General features: G+C 72.2%; 16 protein-coding genes. 9 read left to right on the forward strand and 7 right to left on the reverse strand.

Translation table 11 applies throughout. The annotated features are described in order from the left end of the window. Positions 1-3: 3 nt before the first annotated feature. Positions 4-777: an MBL fold metallo-hydrolase gene (locus ABZ862_RS02210; RefSeq protein ID WP_360950748.1), complete on the reverse strand. Its 774-nt coding sequence runs from the start codon at positions 775-777 to the stop codon at positions 4-6. An 84-nt stretch (positions 778-861) separates the two neighbouring features. On the opposite strand from ABZ862_RS02210, the gene ABZ862_RS02215 reads away from it, so the two are divergent. The 6 genes from ABZ862_RS02215 (at position 862) to dnaK (ending at position 9,060) form a co-directional block, all read left to right on the forward strand. Beyond that, entirely contained in the window at positions 862-1,308 is a 447-nt protein-coding gene (locus ABZ862_RS02215) for a hypothetical protein (RefSeq protein WP_360950751.1), read from the forward strand. Between the two features lie 186 nt (positions 1,309-1,494). After that, a complete protein-coding gene (locus ABZ862_RS02220) occupies positions 1,495-3,546 on the forward strand; it encodes a phage holin family protein (protein ID WP_360950754.1) in 2,052 nt (683 codons plus the stop codon). A gap of 105 nt (positions 3,547-3,651) precedes the next feature. Then, complete coding sequence (locus tag ABZ862_RS02225; RefSeq protein WP_360950757.1) at positions 3,652-4,713, forward strand: MoxR family ATPase; 1,062 nt, start codon at positions 3,652-3,654, stop codon at positions 4,711-4,713. Continuing rightward, positions 4,710-6,521, forward strand: coding sequence for a hypothetical protein (locus tag ABZ862_RS02230; protein ID WP_360950760.1), 1,812 nt, complete (start codon positions 4,710-4,712; stop codon positions 6,519-6,521). Before ABZ862_RS02225 ends, ABZ862_RS02230 begins: the two co-directional genes overlap by 4 nt. Positions 6,522-6,597: 76 nt before the next feature. Next, the gene (locus ABZ862_RS02235; RefSeq protein WP_360950763.1) at positions 6,598-7,023 is read left to right on the forward strand and encodes an OsmC family protein; all 426 of its coding nucleotides are present in this window, start codon (positions 6,598-6,600) and stop codon (positions 7,021-7,023) included. Between the two features lie 144 nt (positions 7,024-7,167). Beyond that, the gene (gene dnaK / locus ABZ862_RS02240; RefSeq protein WP_360950766.1) at positions 7,168-9,060 is read left to right on the forward strand and encodes a molecular chaperone DnaK; all 1,893 of its coding nucleotides are present in this window, start codon (positions 7,168-7,170) and stop codon (positions 9,058-9,060) included. A 104-nt stretch (positions 9,061-9,164) separates the two neighbouring features. Here the strand turns inward: dnaK and narI are convergent, their stop codons facing one another. The 6 genes from narI to ABZ862_RS02270 all read right to left on the reverse strand — a co-directional run bounded on the left by narI (position 9,165) and on the right by ABZ862_RS02270 (position 17,631). Continuing rightward, complete coding sequence (gene narI, locus ABZ862_RS02245; protein ID WP_360950769.1) at positions 9,165-9,887, reverse strand: respiratory nitrate reductase subunit gamma; 723 nt, start codon at positions 9,885-9,887, stop codon at positions 9,165-9,167. Next, positions 9,884-10,381, reverse strand: a complete 498-nt coding sequence (gene narJ / locus ABZ862_RS02250; protein ID WP_360950772.1) for a nitrate reductase molybdenum cofactor assembly chaperone — start codon at positions 10,379-10,381, stop codon at positions 9,884-9,886. Before narJ ends, narI begins: the two co-directional genes overlap by 4 nt. Next, positions 10,381-11,976 carry a nitrate reductase subunit beta gene (narH, locus tag ABZ862_RS02255; protein WP_360950774.1) on the reverse strand — a complete coding sequence of 532 codons (1,596 nt, stop codon included), beginning with the start codon at positions 11,974-11,976 and terminating at the stop codon, positions 10,381-10,383. Before narH ends, narJ begins: the two co-directional genes overlap by 1 nt. After that, on the reverse strand, positions 11,976-15,659 hold the full coding sequence (locus ABZ862_RS02260; RefSeq protein ID WP_360950777.1) for a nitrate reductase subunit alpha: 3,684 nt from the start codon (positions 15,657-15,659) through the stop codon (positions 11,976-11,978). Before ABZ862_RS02260 ends, narH begins: the two co-directional genes overlap by 1 nt. Positions 15,660-15,828: 169 nt before the next feature. After that, entirely contained in the window at positions 15,829-16,644 is an 816-nt protein-coding gene (locus ABZ862_RS02265; RefSeq protein WP_360950780.1) for an SAM-dependent methyltransferase, read from the reverse strand. A 123-nt stretch (positions 16,645-16,767) separates the two neighbouring features. Beyond that, entirely contained in the window at positions 16,768-17,631 is an 864-nt protein-coding gene (locus tag ABZ862_RS02270) for a helix-turn-helix transcriptional regulator (protein WP_360950783.1), read from the reverse strand. Positions 17,632-17,920: 289 nt separating this feature from the next. On the opposite strand from ABZ862_RS02270, the gene ABZ862_RS02275 reads away from it, so the two are divergent. From ABZ862_RS02275 to ABZ862_RS02285, 3 genes are all read left to right on the forward strand, one after another. Then, a complete protein-coding gene (locus ABZ862_RS02275) occupies positions 17,921-18,226 on the forward strand; it encodes a 4a-hydroxytetrahydrobiopterin dehydratase (RefSeq protein WP_360950786.1) in 306 nt (101 codons plus the stop codon). An 88-nt stretch (positions 18,227-18,314) separates the two neighbouring features. Further along, positions 18,315-19,127 (forward strand): class I SAM-dependent methyltransferase, encoded by an 813-nt coding sequence (locus tag ABZ862_RS02280; RefSeq protein ID WP_360950789.1) that lies wholly within the window; start codon positions 18,315-18,317, stop codon positions 19,125-19,127. A gap of 149 nt (positions 19,128-19,276) precedes the next feature. Continuing rightward, a complete protein-coding gene (locus tag ABZ862_RS02285; RefSeq protein ID WP_360951413.1) occupies positions 19,277-21,100 on the forward strand; it encodes a rhamnogalacturonan lyase in 1,824 nt (607 codons plus the stop codon). Positions 21,101-21,106: the final 6 nt, after the last annotated feature.

A 21,106-nucleotide genomic window follows, 5' to 3' on the forward strand; every position in this document is an offset into this window, starting at 1 on the left:
AGCTCACCGGGCGACCTCCGGGCGCACGCTCTCCCCGTGGCCGAGCCGGTGCACCGCCACCCCGGGCGCGTGCTTCGCGGCCAGGCGCACGAACTCGTCGCCCGGCGCATGGAACTCATGGGGGCGCACGGAGTCCATGCCGATGGGCCAGTAGGTGCCGTAGTGCACCGGCACCGCGCTGCGCGGTGCCAGCCGGGCCAGTGCCTGCGCCGCGCGCCCCGCGTCCAGATGCCCCTCCCCGAGGTACGGGCCCCAGCCGCCGACCGGCAGCAGCGCCACGTCGACCGGACCGACCTCCTCCTCCATCGCGTCGAACAGCCCGGTGTCCCCGGCGAAATACGTCCGTGCCTGGCCCTCGATCACATAGCCGAGCGCGGGGGAGCGGTGCGGGCCGAGCGGCAGCCGGCGGCCGTCGTGCCGTGCCGGCACCGCGCGGACGACCAGGTCGCCGACCGGGAGCTCGTCACCCGGCGCCATCTCGGCCAGCCGCAGATGCGCCAGCCGGCGCAGGCCCGGCACCGCCTGCGGGGCGCCCCGGGGCACCAGCAGGCGGGTGCCCGGTGCCAGCCGGGCCAGGCTCGGCACGTGCAGATGATCGGCGTGCAGATGCGACACCAGGACCACGTCCGCGCGCAGGGCGCCCGACGGCGGCAGCGCGCCCCGGCGGCGGCGCAGATGCGCGAGCCGGCGTGCGAACAGAGGATCGGTCAGGACGCGTATGTGCGAATCCACGACCGTGCAGGTGGCGTGACCCCACCAGGTGATCTCCACCGGCACCTCTTTGCCTCCTTCGTGCGCCTCCCCCGAAGCCTACGGGCAGGAGTAGGGTCGGCGGCGAAACCCGGAGGTGAGGGGGACGCCATGGGACGGGGTGGCTCCGCCGGTTCGGCTGTGGCTCCGGCCAGGACCGCCGGCGCGGTGCGTGTCACGGCTATCGCCAGTCTCACGCCGCTCGAGGAACTGGAGGCGGATCCCTTCCTGGTGGATTCGCGCAGCCAGCACGCGGTGTGTGCCCGCTGGGCGGCCGAGCGGGGATACGCGGTCAGCCGCGAGCTGGTGGTGCGGGGGCTGCGGGCCGATCACTGTGTGCTCTGGGACGGGGTGCGGGCGGGTGATCTGTTCGTCGCGCCCAGCAGGCGGGTGCTCGACAGCGCGCTGTCGTCCGCCGACGCGTTCGTCGCCGAGTGCGGGCGGCGGGGGGTGCGGGTGGAAGTGGTCGGGGACGCCGAGCCGCGCTACGACGCGCAGATGAAGGCCCGGGTGCACCGGCGGCTGTCGATGCCTACGGCGGGGTACGACGGCCGGTAGGGCGGCAGGCTGGCAGGCCGGTGGGGGGTGCGTCGCGGGGCGCAGCCGTGGGGCGGTGCGGCAGGGCGGTGCAGGTCCCGGGACGCTTTCGGGCAGAGGTGTGTGACAAGGTTGAGGAAGGCCCGCCGGGAAGCGGGCGGGACGTGAGGTGTGCGGGGCGTGCGGTGGCGGCGGGCTGCGAGTCAGATGGGGCGGAGCGTCACCGTGTGGGCCGTGTCCACGCTCACCATGCTGGTGCTCGCCGGTGTCCTGCCGGACTTCCGGTTGCAGTCCGCCGGCGGTGACAGCGCGACCAGTATCGCCGTCACCGCCGCGCTGGGAGCCGGTGCCTTCGGTCTGCTGTCGGCCCTCGTCTGGCCCCTGCTGGTACGGCTGCTGCTGCTGGTGCCCGCCCTCGTGCTCGGTCTGCTGGTGTTCTTCCTCAACGGTTCCCTGCTGCTCGTCGCGCTGCGGATCAACCCCTCCGGCAGCAGCGAGGCCGCTCCCGAGACCGCCGTGATCGTCGCCGCCGTGATGTCCGCCGTCGCCTCCGCCACCGGCGGCGCCCTCGCCGTACGGGACGACGACGCCTACCGGCGGCGGCTGTACCGGCTCTCCGCCCGGCGCAGACGCAGGCTCCCGCCGGGGCCGTCCACTCCCGGCACCGTGTTCCTCCAGCTCGACGGGGTCGGGCACGACGTCCTGCGGGACGCCGTCGACACCGGGCTGATGCCCACCGTCGGCCGGTGGCTCGGCGGCGGGGCCGCGGACCCCGCCAGCCACCGGCTCACCCCGTGGCGCACCGACTGGTCCAGCCAGACCGGCGCCAGCCAGCTCGGCATCCTGCACGGCTCCAACCACGACGTGCCCGCGTTCCGCTGGTACGAGAAGGACAGCCGCGAGGTGATGGTCTGCAACCGCCCCACCAGCGCGGCCGAGCTCCAGCGCCGGGCCGTCGAGCACAGCGGTGACGGCGGGCTGCTGGAGCTGGACGGAGCGAGCCGCGGCAACCTGTTCAGCGGCGGCGCCGGGGAACAGGCCCTCGTGCTGTCCATCGCCGCCCGGCGGCGCGGCCGGGACAACCGTTCGCGCGCCGGGTACTTCGCCTACTTCTCCGACCCCGCCAACGCCGTGCGCACCGCGCTGTCCTTCGTCGCCGAGGCCGGCCGGGAGATCGGCCAGGCCACCCGGGCACGGCTGCGGCGGCAGCGGCCCCGGGTGTCGCGCGGCGGGCTGTATCCCCTGGTGCGCGCCTTCGCGACCGTCGTCGAGCGGGACGTCGTCATCGCCGCGGTGATGGGCGACCTGCTCGCCGGGCGCACCGCCGTCTACGCCGACCTGGTGGCGTACGACGAGGTGGCGCACCACTCCGGGCCGTTCGGCCGGGACGCCGAGAAGGTGCTGCAACGGCTCGACCGGGCGCTCGCGCTGATCGAGAAGGCCGCCGAGCACTCCCCGCGGCCGTACCGGATCGTCGTCCTGTCCGACCACGGGCAGAGCCCCGGGGAGACGTTCCGGGCCCGCTACGGCCTCACCCTGGGCGATCTGGTGCGGGCGGGCTGCGGACTGCCCGTACCGCGCAGGGCGCAGCGCACCCGCAGCGGCGCCGAGGCCCGCGCCGCCGTCCGGGCCGCACTGCGCAGGCCCGTCGAGGAGGGCGGCGAGCAGCACCGCCCCGTCCGCCGCTCCGAGCCGATCGTGCTGGCCTCCGGCAACCTCGGCCTGATCTCCTTCCCGGACGTGCCGCACCGGATGACCAGGGAGGAGATCGACGCCCGGCACCCGGCGCTGCTCACCACCCTCGCCAACCATCCCGGTGTCGGCTTCCTGCTGGTGCGCAGCGAGCGGCACGGCGGCCTGGTGCTCGGCCCGTACGGGGCGGAGATCCCGCTGGACGACCTGGACGCGGACCCGGGCCCGCTGGCCGAGTTCGGCGCCGGGGCCGCCGACGCCGTACGCCGGACGCACGGGTTCCCGCACACCGCCGACATCATGGTCAACTCGTCGTACGACCCGAGCACCGGCGAAGTGCTCTCCTTCGAGGAGCAGATCGGCTCCCACGGCGGTCTCGGCGGCGCCCAGACCCGGCCGTTCCTGCTGTCCCCGCTGGTCCTGTCCCACCCGGCCGGCGACGGCGCGGAGCTCTCCGGCGCCGAGCACGTCCACCGGGTGCTGCGCCGCTGGCTGGGCGAGTCCGACGGCCCCCAGGTACCGCTCCCGGCCGGCACGGAGACGGACGCGGACCGCCGGGCCGCCTGAGCCCCCGGACGGGTCCGGCGCCCGGAAAACCAGCTGCGTCCGCGGCGGCGCGGGACCAGACTGTGCGGGACACGTCTTCCGGCCATTTCCCCAGGAGCTGCACCCTTGCAGGCTGCCGTCACCGTCACTCCCGCCCGTCTCCCCGAGCTGCTGCTCGGCCTCGCGACCGTGCGGCCGGTGTTCCTCTGGGGCGCCCCCGGCATCGGAAAGTCCTCCCTGGTCAGGCAGTTCGCCGAGTCGCTCGGACTGGAGTGCGTGAGCCTGCTCGGCACGCAGCTCGCGCCCGAGGACCTCATCGGCGTACCGCAGATCCGGAACGGCCGCTCGGTGTTCTGCCCGCCGGAGGCGATCGCCCGCGACGAGCCGTACTGTCTCTTCCTCGACGAGCTGAACGCGGCCACGCCGGACGTGCAGAAGGCGTTCTACTCGCTGATTCTCGACCGCCGCATCGGCGACTACGAGCTGCCCGGGGGGTCCATCGTCATCGGCGCCGGGAACCGTGCCACCGACAACGCCCTCGCCCGCCCGATCGCGTCCGCGCTGGTCAACCGGCTCACCCATGTGCATCTGGAGGCGTCCCCCCGGGACTGGCTGGGCTGGGCGGCGGCCCACGGAATCCACCCCTGGATCCTCGACCACCTCACCGACCGCCCCGACCACCTCTGGTCCAGGCCGCCGAAGACCGAGGAGCCGTTCTCCACGCCCCGCTCCTGGCACATGCTCTCCGACGCCCTGCACTCCTTCGGCCCCGGTCTGGACGAGGCCACCCTCCAGGTGATCGCGCACGGCACGCTGACGCCGGCGCACGCCGTCGCCTTCTGCGGCTACGTCAAGATCGTGCGCAGCCGCTACGGCATCGAGGCCATCCTCAAGGGCGACGCGGGCTGGCCGCACCGCGTGGAGGACCGCGACCTGCTGTACTACCTCGCCGAGTCGTTCCGCGGGCGTCTGGTCAAGGAGCTCCCGGTCAGCCGTGAGCACCTCTCCGGCAACGGGCGGCAGACCGCGCACCGCGCCAAGTCGCTGCTGGTGCAGCTCGCCGAGATCTCCGTCGAGGTCGCCCAGGCGGTCATCGCCCCCGACCCCGACGGCAATCCAGTGCTGCCCGCCTGGTTCCTCGTCGAGGCGGCCCGCGACATGCCGCGTCTGGTGGAGGCCCGGCAGTGAGCCGCACCCGGCAGGGCGGCAAGGGCGGCAAGCCGAAGAAGGACCTCGCCCAGGAGGCCTTCGAGGCGGGCCTCAGGCTGGTACGCGCCAACCGGGCGCTCGCCGCCGTCGGGTTCAGCGTGTGCCGTGCGGAGAAGTGCCCCGAGTCGCCCGCCGCGGGCCTGGTCCGCGTCGACTCCGGCGGTGTCCTGCACGTCCATCCCACCCGCCTCGCCGAACCCGAGGACTGGGCCTGGGCGCTGGCCCACGCCGTCATCCACCTCGGCTTCGGACACGTCCCGGCGGCGGCGGGGAAGCGCGTCCAGCCCGACCGTCACGAGCTGGCCGCCCGCTGCGCGGTCGTCAACCGCTTCCTGCTCGGCTTCCCCGTCGGCCGCACCCCCGACGACCTGCCCGCCGTCTACCCGGACGGCGACGAGGAGCAGCTCACCGCCCGCTGGCGCCGTGACGGCGTCCCCGCCGCCTACGAACGCTGCGGCACCGCGGGCGGCGAGGCCGACCTGCTGCTGGTGCCGTGGGACACCTGGCTGGGCGGCGCCCCCAAGGACTGGCAGCTCGAGTTCGCACACGCCCTGATCCGCACCGTCGGCACCGCCATGGACCTCGCCGGGGGCCGCCGCGCCTCCATGCGGGGCGGCCCCACCCCGCGCCGCCCCTGGGAGCGGGCGCTCAGCTGGTTCGTCTCCTCCTACCCGCTGCTCGGCGGTATCGCGGCCGGCATCACCCTGGTCGCCGACGCCGAACTCGCCCGCGCCCACGGCATCGCGATCGCCGCCGTCGACGCCTCCGCCGGGGAGATCTACGTCAACCCGCTGTGCACCTTCGACGACGAGGAATGGCGCTTCGTCCTCGCCCACGAGATGCTGCACGCCGCCCTGCGCCACGGCGACCGCACCGGCACCCGCGACCCCTACCTCTTCAACGTCGCCTGCGACTACGTCATCAACGGCTGGCTGCGCGACATGGGCATCGGCACGATGCCCGAGGGACTGCTGTACGACCGTGAGCTGGCCGGACTGTCGGCCGAGGAGGTCTACGACCGCATCGCCCGCGACCTGCGCCGCGCCCGCCGTCTGGCCACCCTGCGCGGCAAGGGCGCGGGCGACATCCTCGGTGGCCCGTTGGGCGCGCCCCGCGACTACGTCGACCTCGACGAGTTCTACCGCCGCGGTCTGTGCCAGGGCCTGGACCTGCACCAGAACCAGGGGCGCGGCTTCCTGCCCGCGGGCCTGGTCGAGGAGATCCGCGCGCTCAGCCACCCGCCGCTGCCGTGGGACGCACAGCTCGCCCGCTGGTTCGACGAGTTCGTGCCCCGCCCGGAGGCCGTACGGACCTACGCCCGCCCCTCGCGCCGCCAGGCCGCCACCCCGGACATCCCGCGCGCGGGCCGGTACTTCCCGCCCGAGGAGATCACCCGCTGCACCTTCGGCGTCGTCCTGGACACCTCCGGCTCCATGAGCCGCACCCTGCTCGGCAAGGCGCTCGGCGCGATCGCCTCCTACGCGGAGGCCCGTGACGTGCCCGCGGCCCGGGTGGTGTTCTGCGACGCCGCACCCTACGACGCCGGATACCTGCCGGTGACCGGGATCGCCGGGCGGGTCAGGGTGCGCGGGCGCGGCGGCACGGTGCTGCAGCCCGGGATCGATCTGCTGCACCGGGCGGACGACTTCCCGCCGGGCGCCCCGGTGCTGGTGATCACGGACGCCTGGTGCGACGTGCTGCGGGTGCGGCGCGAGCACGCCTATCTGATCCCCGAGGGCGGCCGCCTTCCGTTCACCCCGCGTGGGCCCGTCTTCAAGGTGCGGTGAGGACGGATGTGATCGGATGGGCCCACGGGCCCCGAAGAAGGGGATCCGATCCGCTCCACCTGCGAAAGGAAGAACCGTGGCCACCACGCGCACCGCTCACACCGTCTGGGAAGGCAACCTGCTCGAGGGCAACGGCGTCGTCACCTTCGACTCCTCCGGCATCGGCGAGCAGCCGGTGTCGTGGCCGTCGCGCGCCGAGAAGGCGAACGGGAAGACCAGCCCCGAGGAGCTGATCGCCGCGGCCCACTCCAGCTGCTTCTCCATGGCGCTCTCCCACGGCCTGGCCGGCGCCGGCACCCCGCCCACCAAGATCGTCACCTCCGCCGACGTCACCTTCCAGCCGGGCACGGGCATCACCGGCATCCACCTCACCGTGGAGGGCACCGTCCCCGGCCTGGACGAGGACGCGTTCGTCGCCGCCGCCGAGGACGCCAAGAAGAACTGCCCGGTCAGCCAGGCCCTCACCGGTACGACGATCACCCTGTCGGCCAAGCTCGCCTGACGTTCCCGCGCGGCGTTCCGCCGTACGGCCCCGTATACCGCGCCTCCGCCGTCCTGCCGGCCGGAGGCGCGGTATCGCCGTATTGACAACGGCCTGCTCGAGTTCTGTGCTGGAGTCGGGGAGCCGTGGCGGAAGGGGATGGACATGGCACGTGCGGTCGGGATCGATCTCGGGACGACGAACTCGGTGGTGGCCCTGCTGGAGGGCGGCGAGCCCACCGTCGTGGCGAACGCCGAGGGGGCACGGACCACACCGTCCGTGGTGGCCTTCGCCAAGAACGGCGACGTGCTGGTCGGCGAGGTGGCCAAACGGCAGGCCGTGACCAACGTGGACCGCACCGCGCGCTCCGTGAAGCGGTACATGGGCGACGCCTCCTGGCGCTTCCCGGACCGGGGCAGCGTCGACGGCAACCGCTACCGCGCCCAGGAACTGTCCGCGCGGGTGCTGCAGAAGCTGAAGCGGGACGCCGAGTCCTACCTCGGCGAGGACGTCACCGACGCCGTCGTCACCGTGCCCGCCTACTTCGACGACGCGCAGCGGCAGGCCACCAAGGAGGCAGGGGAGATCGCCGGCCTGAAGGTGCTCCGGATCATCAACGAGCCCACCGCCGCCGCCCTCGCCTACGGCCTCGACCGCGGCGAGGAACAGACCGTCCTCGTCTTCGACCTCGGCGGCGGCACCTTCGACGTCTCCCTGCTGGAGATCGGCGACGGAGTCATCGAGGTCAAGGCCACCAACGGCGACACGCGCCTCGGCGGCGACGACTGGGACCAGCGGATCGTCGAGCACCTCGTCAAGCGGTTCAAGGGGCAGCACGGCGTCGACCTCGGCAACGACAGGATGGCCGTGCAACGGCTGCGGGAGGCCGCCGAGAAGGCCAAGATCGAACTGTCCTCGTCCACCGAGACGTCGATCAACCTGCCCTACATCACCGCCTCCGCCGAGGGCCCCCTGCACCTGGAGGAGAAACTGACGCGCGCCCAGTTCCAGGAGCTCACCGCCGACCTGCTGGAACGCTGCAAGACGCCGTTCCACCAGGCCGTCAAGGACGCCGGGATCAAGCTCGCGGCGATCGACCACGTCATCCTGGTCGGCGGCTCCACACGGATGCCCGCCGTGACCGACCTGGTGCGCGAACTCACCGGCAAGGACCCGCACAAGGGCGTCAACCCCGACGAGGTCGTCGCCGTCGGCGCGGCGCTCCAGGCCGGCGTCATCCGCGGCGACGTCAAGGACGTGCTGCTCCTCGACGTCACCCCGCTGTCCCTCGGCATCGAGACCAAGGGCGGCATCATGACGAAGCTCATCGAGCGCAACACCACGATCCCGACCCGGCGTTCGGAGATCTTCACCACCGCCACCGACAACCAGCCCTCGGTCGGCATCCAGGTCTACCAGGGCGAACGTGAGATCGCGTCGTACAACAAGAAGCTCGGCGTCTTCGACCTCACCGGGCTGCCGCCCGCCCCGCGCGGGGTGCCGCAGATCGAGGTCGCCTTCGACATCGACGCCAACGGGATCATGCATGTCTCCGCGAAGGACCTCGCCACCGGGCGTGAGCAGAAGATGACCGTGACCGGGGGCTCCGCGCTGCCCAAGGACGACATCGACCGGATGATGCGGGAGGCCGAGCAGTACGCGGAGGAGGACCGGCGCCGCCGGGAGACGGCGGAGACCCGGAACCAGGCGGAGCAACTCGTCTACCAGACCGAGAAGTTCATCCGGGAGAACGAGTCGCGGATCCCCGCGGAGACCCGGACCGAGGTGGAGGCGGCGGCTTCCGGGCTGAAGACCCTGTTGCAGGAGAACGCGGACACCGCTGCGCTGCGGGCGGGGGTGGAGAAGCTCGGCTCGGTGAGCCAGAAGATGGGGCAGGCCATGTATGCGCAGGCCTCTGCGGGAGCCTCTGCCGAGGAGGGCGGTGCCTCTGCCGAGGGGGGCGGGGGAACAGGGCATTCCGGCTCGCCGGAGGAGGAGGGTGTCGTGGACGCGGAGATCGTCGATGACGAGCGGGACGCGCGTGGGGGAGCGGCGTAGTCCGTCGGCTGCGGGTGCGTGGGGGCTGGTCGCGCCCACGCGGCGGAGCCGCATGTCCGATGCAGCCCCGCGCCCCTCAGGAGGTTGACCGCGCCGCGTGCTTTTTACGAACCGATGCGTTCCCAGCCTCGCCTCTCCGGGCGGGGGCCCAGTTCGCGGGGGTCCCTCGTGCGGTACACGATGTACGGGCGGAAGAGGAACTGGACGGGGGCGCTGAACATGTGGACCAGGCGGGTGTACGGGACCATGGCGATCAGGATCATGCCCACCACCGCGTGGACCTTGTAGAGGACCGGCACGTCCGTCATGCGGCCGGTGTCGGGGGAGAGGGTGAAGAGACTGCGGGCCCAGGGGCCGATCGTCTCACGGTAGTTGTAGCCGTCGCCGGAGGTGTGCTGGAGCTTGGCGATCATGCCGAGCAGGATGGCGCCGAGCAGGAAGACGTACATCGCCTTGTCGTTGACCGTCGTCGCCCGGAACACCGGGGCGTTGGTGCGGCGCCGGAAGATCAGCAGCAGGATCCCGAGGACCGTGACGACTCCGGCCGCGGTGCCGCCGTAGAGGGAGAAGAGGTGGTAGGTGTGCTCGTCGACGCCGAGCGAGTTCGTCCAGGACATGGGGACGAACAGGCCGACCAGATGGCCGACGAGCACGAAGAGGATGCCGTAGTGGAAGGCCGGTGAGGCCCAGCTCAGCAGCTTGGACTCGTACACCTGCGACGAGCGGGTGGTCCAGCCGAACTTGTCGTAGCGGTGGCGCCAGATCAGGCCGGCGACCAGCAGGGCGAAGGCGATGTAGGGCAGGGCGCCCCAGAGCAGGACGGTCATCGGCGGGCTCCGGTGGGGACGGACGGCAGGGTCGCGCACACCGCGTCCAGGACGGCGGCGTACGGGGTGCCGGCGGCGGTGAGCCGGGAGCGCAGCTGCCCGAGGGCGTCGTGGTGCGCGGTGAGCAGCCGCGTGTCGCCGGTGCGGGCGGTGAACTCCAGGACGGCCGGCAGGAAGTCGGGCAGTTCCTCGCCGGTGGGCTCCAGGCCGTGGGCGCGGTAGACGTCCTTGAAGCGGACCAGCGACATACCGCGCCGCCGGGTGTCGCCGTCGGTCCACCAGCTCAGATACAGACTGTGCCGGTTCTTGAAGTCGAAGACCTGGACGTAGTGGGCGGCCAGGTCGCCGGGCGGGGTGGCGGCGGCGTGGTCGGTGAACTCCGCGAGCTGCGGCGCGGCTTCACGGATCAGGGGGAGGAGACGCGGGTGGAAGTCGTCGTCCGGGTACGTCAGGCAGAGCGCGGCCGCCTGGTGGAGCACGGCGTCGGAGGACATCAGGTCTCCTTCGCGTCGTCGGTGGTCTGGCGCCGGCGCAGGAGGTGGAAGGTCTCCACCGACACCAGCGGCAGCTGCTTGCGGCCGGAGTCCTGGCCGAACGGCCCCTCGCCGCCCATCCCGGGGCCGCCCTCGTAGTCCAGGCTGCACCCCTCGGGCAGGGCCGCCTCCTCCATCCGGCGGGCGTCGCCGACGGCGGCGGTCGGGATGACGTACCGCTCCTCGTACTTGGCGATCGCGAGCAGCCGGTACATCCGCTCGATCTCGTCCGGTGTCATGCCGACCGCCTCGGCGACCGAACCGTCCGGCTCCTCACCGAGGTTGACCGCCCGCATGTGGGAGCGCATGGCGGCGAGCTTCTCCAGCGAGGCCCGCACCGGTCCGGTGTCGCCCGCGGTGAACACCTCCGCCAGATACTCCAGCGGGATGCGCAGGGTGTCGATCGCGCCGAAGAGGTTCTGGGCGTCCTCCCCGTCGTGGCCGGTGCCGGTGAGCGCGTCGACCACCGGGGAGAGCGGCGGGATGTACCAGACCATCGGCATGGTGCGGTACTCCGGGTGCAGCGGCAGCGCCACCCGGTAGGTGTTGATCAGGGCGTGCACGGGGGAGCGCCGGGCGGCCTCGATCCAGTCGTGCGCGATGCCCGCGTCCTCGCAGGCCCGCCGCACCAGCGGATCCTCCGGGTCGAGGAACACGCCCAGCTGCGCCTCGTACAGGTCCTTGTCCGACGGCGTCGACGCGGCCTCGGTGACCTTGTCGGCGTCGTAGAGGAGGACGCCGAGATAGCGCAGGCGGCCCACGCAGGTCTCCGAGCAGACGGTGGGCAGACCGACCTCGACGCGCGGGTAGCACATCGTGCACTTCTCCGCCTTGCCGGTGCGGTGGTTGAAGTACACCTTCTTGTACGGGCATCCCGTCACGCACATCCGCCAGCCCCGGCAGCGGTCCTGGTCGACCAGCACGATGCCGTCCTCGGCCCGCTTGTAGAGCGCGCCGGACGGACAGGAGGCCACACAGGACGGGTTGAGGCAGTGCTCGCAGATCCGCGGCAGATAGAACATGAAGGTCTGCTCGAACTCGAACCGCACCTTCTCCGACGTCTGCCGCCTGGTGCGTTCGACCATCGGGTCGAGGTCGCCGTAGGCGGGGGCGCCGCCGAGGTTGTCGTCCCAGTTGGACGACCACTCGACCTTCAGGGGTTTGCCGTCGAGCTGGGAGACGGGCCTGGCCACCGGGTAGTCGTCGCCGAGCGGGGCGTCGATGAGGTTCTCGTACTCGTAGGTCCAGGGCTCGTAGTAGTCCTTGATCTCGGGGAGCCGGGTGTTGGAGAAGATGCCGGCGAGCTTGCGGAACCGGCCGCCCGCCTTGAGCCTGAGCGCGCCCCGCCGGTTGAGCTCCCAGCCGCCGCGCCAGCGTTCCTGGTCCTCGTAGCGGCGCGGATAGCCCTGCCCCGGCCGGGTCTCCACATTGTTGAACCAGACGTACTCCATGCCGCGCCGGTTGGTCCACGCCTGCTTGCACGTCACCGAACAGGTGTGGCAGCCGATGCACTTGTCGAGGTTCATGACCATCGCGATCTGGGCCATCGGACGCATCAGTACCGCACCTCCTGGCCGCGGCGGCGGATCACCGTCACCTCGTCGCGCTGGTTGCCCGTCGGGCCGAGATAGTTGAACGCCCAGCTCAACTGGGCGTATCCGCCGATGAGATGGGACGGTTTGAGGATCAGCCGGGTGAGGGAGTTGTGGATGCCGCCGCGCATCCCGGTGGTCTCGGTGAGCGGCACGTTCACGGTGCGCTCCTGCGCGTGGTGCATGTAGACCGTGCCGGTCGGCATCCGGTGCGAGACGATCGCGCGGGCCACCACGACACCGTTGCGGTTGACCGCCTCGATCCAGTCGTTGTCGGCCACACCGATGGCGTCCGCGTCGCCGGGGGACATCCAGACGGTCTGGCCGCCGCGCGAGAGGGACAGCATGAACAGGTTGTCCTGGTACTCGGAGTGGATGGACCACTTGTTGTGCGGGGTGAGGTAACGGACCGTCACCTCCTTCTCGCCGTCGGGTCCCAGGCGGGGTTCGCCGAACAGCCGGTGCATGTCCAGCGGCGGCCGGTACACCGGCAGGGCCTCGCCGAGTTCGTGGATCCAGTCGTGGTCGAGGAAGAAGTGCTGGCGCCCGGTGAGGGTGTGCCAGGGCTTCAGGTGCTCGGTGTTGAGGGTGAAGGCGGTGTAGCGGCGCCCGCCGGCCTCGCTGCCGGACCACTCCGGCGAGGTGATCACCGGGACGGGTGCCGCCTGCGTGTCGGCGTAGCTGATCCGCTTGCCCTCGTGCTCGGCCGCCAGATGGGCCATCTCCTGGCCGGTGCGCCGCTCCAGGGTGCGGAAACCCTGGGTGGCGAGCCGGCCGTTGGTGGTGCCGGACAGGGTGAGGATCGCGTTGGCCGCCTTGACCGCGGTGTCCAGGGAGGGGCGGCCCTCGTACCCGGTGCCGCCCAGCTCGCGCAGCCGCCGCACCTCCTCGTCCGGCTTCAGCACGACGCCCTTGGCGGGCAGACCCAGTTCCTCCACCAGCGGACCGAGCGAGGTGAACTTGGCGCCGATCTTCGTGTAGTCGCGCTCCACGACGGTCAGCTGGGGCATCGTCCTGCCCGGCACCGGATCGCACTCCCCGCGCCGCCAGTCCAGGGCGACACCGCCCGGCTGGGCCACCTCGCCCGGGGTGTCGTGCTGCAGCGCCGTCGCCACCAGGTCCCTGCGCACGCCCAGATGCCCGGCTGCCAGCTCGCTCAGCCGCTCGGCGATCGCCTTGAACGTGTCGAAGTCGGTGCGCGCCTGCCACGGCGGGTCCACGGCCGGGGCGAAGGAGTGCACATAGGGGTGCATGTCCGTGCTGGACAGGTCGTGCTTCTCGTACCAGGTGGCGGCGGGCAGCACCACGTCCGACAGCAGTGTCGAGGAGGTGTGCCGGAAGTCCAGCGACAGCAGAAGGTCGAGCTTTCCCTCCGGCGCCTGGTCGTGCCACACCACATCGCGCGGCCGCTCGTCCTCCCCGGCCTCCTCGGCCCGCAACGAGGAGTGCGTGCCCAGCAGATGGCGGGCGAAGTACTCGGTGCCCTTCGCCGACGAGCCCAGCAGATTGGCCCGCCACAGAGTCAGCACCCGCGGCCAGTTCTGCGGCGCGTCCGGGTCCTCGCAGGCGAACTTCAGCTTCCCGGAGCGCAGTTCGGCCACCGCCTTGGCCACCGGGTCACCGAACACCTCGCCCAGCTCCAGCGGGTTGCGGTCGAACGTCGGGTACGACGGCATCCAGCCCGAACGCGCCGACTGCGCCAGGCAGTCCGCGCCCGTCATCCCCGCGAACCGGCCCTCGCCGAGCGGCGAGGCCAGCACGTCGGCCGCGAACCGGTCGTAGCGCCACTGGTCGGTGTGGAGGTACCAGTACGCGGTGCCGATCATCTGGCGCGGCGGACGCGACCAGTCGGAGGCGGCGGCCAGCGTCGCCCAGCCGGTCACCGGGCGGCACTTCTCCTGGCCCACGTAGTGCGCCCAGCCGCCGCCGTTGCGGCCCTGGCAGCCGGTGAGCTGGAGCAGGGCGAGGAAGGCGCGGTAGATCGTCTCGGAGTGGAACCAGTGGTTGGTCCCGGCGCCCATCAGGATCATGCAGCGGCCCTTGGAGCGTTCGGCGGTGTGCGCGAACTCCCGGGCGATCTTGACGCACTTGGCCGCCGGGACCGAGGTGTGGACCTCCTGCCAGGCGGGCGTGCCGGGGGCGTCGGCGTCGTCGTAGGAGTCGGGCCAGTCGCCCGGCAGCGTGGGGCGCCGCACCCCGTACTGGGCGAGCAGCAGGTCGAACACCGTCGTCACCAGCGGTCCGTCCGCCCCGCCGAGCCGGGTCGCGGGCACCCCGCGCCGCAGCACCTCGCCGCGGCCCTGCCCGTGCTCGCCGCCGTCGGTGTCGAAGCGGGGCAGCAGCACCTCCACGCCCACCGCGGCCTCACTGCCGTGCAGGCTCAGCCGCGGCCGGACCGTGCCCAGGTCCAGGTTCCACCTCCCCTCGCCCGACTCGGTCCAGCGGAAGCCCAGGGAACCGTTCGGCACGACCGCGCGGCCGGTCGCCGCGTCCAGCACGACCGTCTTCCACTCCGCGCCCTCACCGTCCTGTCCGACGTCCGTCGCGCGCAGGAACTTCCCCGGCACGAACGCCCCGTCCCGCCCGGTGAGCGTCACCAGGAACGGCAGATCGGTGAACTTCCTTACGTAGTCCGCGAAGAACGGGGTCTCGCGGTCGACGAAGAACTCCTTCAGGACCACATGCCCCATCGCCATCGCCAGCGCCCCGTCCGTGCCGGGATGCGGATGCAGCCACTCGTCGGCGAACTTCGTGTTGTCCGCGTAGTCAGGGGACACCACCACGACCTTCTGGCCCCGGTAGCGCGCCTCCGCCATCCAGTGGGCGTCCGGCGTCCGGGTCACCGGGACGTTCGAGCCCCACATCATCAGATACGCCGCGTCCCACCAGTCGCCCGACTCCGGTACGTCGGTCTGGTCGCCGAACACCTGCGGGGAGGCCACCGGCAGATCGGCGTACCAGTCGTAGAACGACAGCATCGGCGCGCCGATCAGGGAGTGGAAACGGGCGCCCGCCGCGTGCGACACCATCGACATCGCCGGGATGGGGGAGAAACCGGCGACACGGTCGGGGCCGTACTTCTTGATGGTGTGCACATGCGCGGCGGCGACGATCTCCACCGCCTCGTCCCAGCGCGCCCGCACCAGACCGCCCTTGCCGCGCGCCCGCTGGTAACGGCGGCGCCGCTCGGGATCGTCCTGGATCTCCGCCCAGGCCGCCACCGGGTCCCCCAGCCGGAACTTCGCCTCCCGGTACATCTGGAGGAGCACGCCCCGGATGTACGGGTAGCGCACCCGGGTCGGGGAGTACGTGTACCAGGAGAACGCCGCCCCGCGCGGGCAGCCGCGCGGCTCGTACTCGGGGCGGTCGGGGCCGACGGACGGATAGTCGGTCTGCTGGGTCTCCCAGGTGATGATGCCGTCCTTGACGTACACCTTCCAGCGGCACGAACCGGTGCAGTTCACGCCGTGGGTGGAGTTCACGACCTTGTCGTGCGACCAGCGGTCCCGGTAGAAGGAGTCCGCCTGCCGTCCGCCGGTCAGCCGTACGCTGTGCAGATCGGGCGCGGCCGTCCCGGGCCGGAAGAACCGCCCGGCACGCAGCAGCGCGGCGCCCGGCTCGGTGGGTGGTCTGCGCGTCTCGGTCACGTACGCTCCCTTGCTCGCCCCGTGCGTCGACGCGAGGTCTTTTCTCGACGCTAGGGGCGGGCGGGGCAGCGCACCTTCCAGGTGAGCCGTACGGGTGGGGACACGCCGGTGCGGGCGCGGGGCGGGCCGGCGGTGCGGGGTGAGGGGCCGGTGCGGCTCGGGACGGGGGTCAGGGCTTGCGTGCCACCCCCGCGTACACCGGCACGATGCCCTCCGCCTGGGCCGTCACGTCCTCCGCCTCGGGCCGCCAGCCGTAGACCGGGATGATGCCCGGACCCAGCAGCTCCAGCCCGTCGAAGAACCGCGAGAACTCGGCGAGGCTGCGCGGATGGAACGGGGTGCCGCTGCGCCGGAAGGCCGCCGCGGCGGCCTCCATCGCGTCCGGGCTCAGATCGGGCGTGGTCTGCGACAGGATCACATGACTGCCGGGGGCCAGCTCGGAGACGTACCGCCGCAGCAGCCCGTAGACGTCGTCCCCGTCCTCCGCCTCGTCCAGGTAGTGGGTGAGCGCGACCAGCGACAGAGCGACCGGCTGCCCGAGGTCCAGGGTCCGCCCCGCCAGTCCCAGAATGGTGTCCGGGTCACGGACGTCGGCGTGCACGTACTCCGTGCTGCCCTCCGCGCTGCCGCGCAGCAGCGCCTGCGCGTGCCGCAGCACGATGGGGTCGTTGTCGGCGTAGACGACCTTCGACTCCGGGGCCACCGACTGCACCACCTGGTGCAGATTGGGCTCCGTGGGGATGCCCGTGCCGATGTCCAGGAACTGCCGTAAGCCGGCCTCGGCGGCCGTGCGTACCGCGCGCTGCATGAACCGGCGGTTGGCGCGGGCCCCGCGCACCACCGTGGCGTCCACGGAGAGGATCCGCCGGGCCAGTTCCTCGTCCACCGGATAGTTGTCCTTGCCGCCCAGCCACCAGTCGTAGACCCGGGCCGGGTGCGGACGGCTGGTGTCGACGTGGGTGGGGACGCCCTCGGGTGCGGTCATATGGGTTCTGCTCCTAGGAACGGCGCTCGCTCTGCGTGACGTTGGTGATACGTGACGTTCGTGGTGCGTGACGTTCGTGGTACGTGACCTTCGTGGTACGCGGAGTTCGCGGCACCCGAGGTGTCAGAAGTCCGCGCGGCGCTGCCGCAGCAGCTTCCTGGTGCGCTCGGCCGACGCCGCGCGCGCCGTCATGTGGTCCAGCACCTCCAGATGCGCGGAGACCTCCTTGCGGGAGTCCAGATAGAGGGCGCCGGTCAGATACTCGGTGACCACCATGTCGGGCAGCTCCGGTTCGGCGAACCGGAAGAGCGAGAAGGGCGCGCACGTACCCGGGTGCGGACCGGCACGGAACTCGGCCAGTTGCAGCGTGATGTGGTCCCGCTCGCTGAACTCCAGCAGCTTGTCCAGCTGTTCGCGCATCACCCGGCCGTCGATGCTCACCGGGCGGGCCAGCACCGTCTCGTCCATGATCACCCACAGCCGGGGCGGGTCGCCGCGCTCCAGCAGCTGCTGGCGGGCCATGCGCAGCGCGACATGGCGCTCGATCGCCTCCTCGCCGGTCTGCCCGATCGTCCCGGCCTCCAGCACGCCCCGCGCGTAGTCAGCGGTCTGCAACAGGCCGGGCACGAAGTGCGGTTCGTAGGAGCGGATGATGCGGGCCGAGCCCTCCAGACTCACGTACAGGCTGAACCACTCGGGCAGCACATCGTGGAACCGCTGCCACCAGCCGGGCCGGTTGGCCTCCTCGACCAGCTCGACGAAGGCCTCCGCCTCCTCCTCGGGCACCCCGTACGTGGTGAGCAGCACCTGGACGTACGGGATCTTCAGCGCGACCTCGGCCGCCTCCATCCGGCGTACGGTCGCCGGGGCGACCCGCAGCACCTGCGCGGCCTCCTCACGCTTGACGCCCGCCGTCTCCCGCAGCTCCTGCAGCCGTCTGCCCAGCACCACTTGGCCGACGGTGGGCGCGGCCCGTCGCTCACTCACGCCACGCCTCCCTGATGTACGAACACTGCCCGCGGTATGGCACCGCGTGGCGTGATCGTACGCATGCCGAGGGTGAAACCGCGAGTGGCTCCGATGTCAGGTCGGTTGCGGACCGCGGGATTTCACGCCTCCCGTCCCGGAACCGCCCGGTCCGGGGCCCCGCCGGTACACCGGTCCCGGCCATGATCCGGGACCGGTGAACCGGAGACCGGCCCGGCGCGCCGGGTCACGGCCGCCCGGCTGTGGCACGCTGAACGAGGGGGCCGTACCCGCAGGAAGGAACGAGGCCATGGCCGTGGAACCGCTGTCGCCCCAGGAACTGAAGGACGCGCTGGCCGGACTGCCCGGCTGGACCCTCGACGGGGACCGCATCACCCGCGCCTACCGGCTCGGCTCGCACTTCGCGGCCACCGCGATGGTCGTGCACATCGCCCAGGTCCAGGAGGAGCTGAACCACCACTCCGACCTCGCCCTCGGCTACGACACGATCACCCTGGGCATCCACACCCACAGTGCCGGCGGCGCCGTCACCGCGAAGGACGTCGAGCTGGCCCGCCGGGTCGAGACCCTCGCGGCAGGCCACGGCGCCGGCTGACCACGCGCCCGGGTACTCACGCGGCACCGCGCCCACGCGGCACCGCGCGAACCAGGGAGCACCGGGCACCGCGGAACCGGGGGGACATGTGCTCGACTACGAGAAGGAAGCCGCCGCCTACGACACCACCCGCGGCGGCGAACCGCGCGCCGCGGCCGCCGCCGAAGCCGTCCTCGGCCTGCTGCGCGGCCCGCTGCCCGGCGGCCCGTCCCGGCTGCTCGACGTGGCCTGCGGCACCGGCATCGTGACCCGGCGGCTCGCCGCGGCCCTGCCCCGCACCCGGGTGACCGGCGTGGACCTGACCCCCGGGATGGCCGGCCGCGCCGCGTCCCGGCTGCCCGGCGCCGTCCTCGTCGCCGACGTCAGGCGCCTCCCGTTCCCCGACGCCACGTTCGACGCGGTCACCAGCGTCTGGCTGCTGCACCTCCTCGGCACCGCCGCCGAGGTCCGCGCCACCGTCACGGAGTGCGCCCGCGTGCTGCGCCCCGGCGGGGTCTACGTGACCACCGTCGACAAGGCGTCCGCGCACGACGTGGGCAGCGACATCGACGCGGTGCTCGCGGACCGCCCGCGCCGCCCCGCCGCCGACGCGGCACCCGCCGTCGACCTCTGCGCCGCCCTGAGCGGCCTGCTGCTCCCCGCGGCACAGGCCCGCTTCCCCGGCCTCGGCCAGGGGCGCAGCCCGGCCGGCACCATCGCCGACCTGCGGCGTGGCTGGTTCACCAGGCTGCCGCCCGGCGACCCGCTGACCGAGGCGTTCGCCCGGCGGCTCGCCGCCCTGCCCGACCAGGACCGGCCCCGCCCCGACCCGCGGTTCAGCCTGCGTGCCTACCGGAAGGCGGCACAGGGCGGCCGGTTGGCCGAAACCGGCGGCAACGCGCGTGCGGACGGCGGCGACTGAGAGGCGGAACCCTTCCGCCCCCCTCAGGAGGTACCTCCGTGCAGCACCCGCAGCACCCGCAGAACCCGCAGCACCCCGTGCGGAACCCGCAGGACCCGGTGCGGAACCCGCGCGGACACCGCAGGCGGCGCGGCGCCGTCGTCGCGGCCGTGGGCGCCGCCGCCCTGGTCGGCGGTGTGCTGACCGCGCTCACCGGCCCCACCGCCGAGGCCGCCACCGGCCGCCAGGTCGAGAAGCTCGACCGGGGCGTGGTCAGCGTCCACACCGACAGCGGCAACCTGGTCAGCTGGCGCTGGCTCGGCACCGATCCGGACACCGTCTCCTTCAACGTCTACCGCGCCGGTACGAAGGTCAACTCCACCCCGGTCACCGGCTCCACGGACTACTTCCACTCCGGTGCGCCCGCCCAGGCCGACTACACGGTCCGCGCCGTCGTGGGCGGCGTCGAGCAGGCCGACTCGGTGCACGCGGTCCAGCTCCGCACCGGCTACAAGGACGTGCCGATCTCCCCTCCGGCCGGCGGCACCACACCCGACGGCGTCGCCTACACCTACGAGGCCAACGACGCCTCCGTGGGCGACCTCGACGGCGACGGCCAGCTGGAGTTCGTCCTGAAGTGGCAGCCCACCAACGCCAAGGACAACTCGCAGTCCGGCTACACCGGCGACACGATCGTCGACGGCGTCAAGCTGGACGGCACCCGGCTGTGGCGCGTCGACCTGGGCCGCAACATCCGTTCCGGCGCGCACTACACGCAGTTCCAGGTGTACGACTACGACGGTGACGGCAAGGCCGAGGTCGCCATGAAGACCGCCGACGGCACGGTCGACGGCACCGGCACGGTGATCGGCAGCTCGTCGGCCGACTACCGCAACTCCAGCGGCTACGTCCTGTCCGGCCCCGAGTACCTGACCATGTTCAACGGGCAGACCGGCAAGGCGATGGGCACCGTGGACTACGTCCCCGCGCGCGGCACGGTGTCGTCCTGGGGCGACTCCTACGGCAACCGTGTCGACCGCTTCCTCGCCGGCACGGCCTACCTCGACGGCTCCCGGCCCTCGCTGATCGAGGCCCGCGGCTACTACACCCGTACCGTGATCGCGGCCTGGGACTGGCGGAACGGCGCCTTCACCCGGCGCTGGACCTTCGACACCAACTCCTCGACCAACAGCGGCAAGGGCTACGACTCCCAGGGCAACCACCAGCTGTCGGTGGCCGACGTCGACGGGGACGGCAAGGACGAGATCGTGTACGGCTCGATGGCCGTGGACGACAGCGGCGCCGGGCTGTGGACCACCAAGAACGGCCACGGCGACGCGATGCACGTCGGCGACCTCGACCCGTCCCGCGCGGGCCTCGAGGAGTTCAAGGTCGACGAGGACTCGTCCAAGCCGTCGTCCTGGATGGCCGACGCGAAGACCGGACAGGTGCTCTGGTCCACCGCCGCCAACGGCGACAACGGCCGGGGCGTGTCCGGGGACATCTGGGCGGGCAGCGCGGGCGCCGAGTCCTGGTCGTCGGCCGAGAGCGGCATCCGCAACCCGAAGGGCACGGTCGTGGCGAGCCGCAAGCCCTCCAGCACCAACTTCCTGTCCTGGTGGGACGGCGACCCGGTCCGTGAACTGCTCGACGGCACCCATATCGACAAGTACGGCACCTCCGCCGACACCCGCCTGCTGACCGGCGCCGACGTGCACTCGAACAACAGCACCAAGGCCACTCCGTCACTGTCCGGAGACATCCTCGGCGACTGGCGCGAGGAGGTCGTCTGGCCGACGACGGACAACACGGCGCTGAGGATCTACTCGACGCCGATCGAGACGAGCACGAGGATCACCACGCTGCTGCACGACACCCAGTACCGCACCGCGCTGGCCTGGCAGAACACCGCCTACAACCAGCCCCCGCACCCGGGTTTCTTCATCGGTGACGGTATGACCACGGCACCCCGGCCCGTCGTCTGGACGCCGTAGGGCGGC

Source organism: Streptomyces sp. NPDC047000, assembly GCF_040644295.1.
Classification (GTDB): Bacteria; Actinomycetota; Actinomycetes; order Streptomycetales; family Streptomycetaceae; genus Streptomyces.

Coding starts and splice junctions, on each gene's coding strand:
- ABZ862_RS02215 (WP_360950751.1), top strand. CDS start 862: ATGGGACGGGGTGGCTCCGCCGGTTCGGCTGTGGCTCCGGCCAGGACC.
- ABZ862_RS02220 (WP_360950754.1), top strand. CDS start 1,495: ATGGGGCGGAGCGTCACCGTGTGGGCCGTGTCCACGCTCACCATGCTG.
- dnaK (WP_360950766.1), top strand. CDS start 7,168: ATGGCACGTGCGGTCGGGATCGATCTCGGGACGACGAACTCGGTGGTG.
- narI (WP_360950769.1), bottom strand. CDS start 9,887: ATGACCGTCCTGCTCTGGGGCGCCCTGCCCTACATCGCCTTCGCCCTG.
- narJ (WP_360950772.1), bottom strand. CDS start 10,381: ATGTCCTCCGACGCCGTGCTCCACCAGGCGGCCGCGCTCTGCCTGACG.
- narH (WP_360950774.1), bottom strand. CDS start 11,976: ATGCGTCCGATGGCCCAGATCGCGATGGTCATGAACCTCGACAAGTGC.
- ABZ862_RS02265 (WP_360950780.1), bottom strand. CDS start 16,644: ATGACCGCACCCGAGGGCGTCCCCACCCACGTCGACACCAGCCGTCCG.
- ABZ862_RS02275 (WP_360950786.1), top strand. CDS start 17,921: ATGGCCGTGGAACCGCTGTCGCCCCAGGAACTGAAGGACGCGCTGGCC.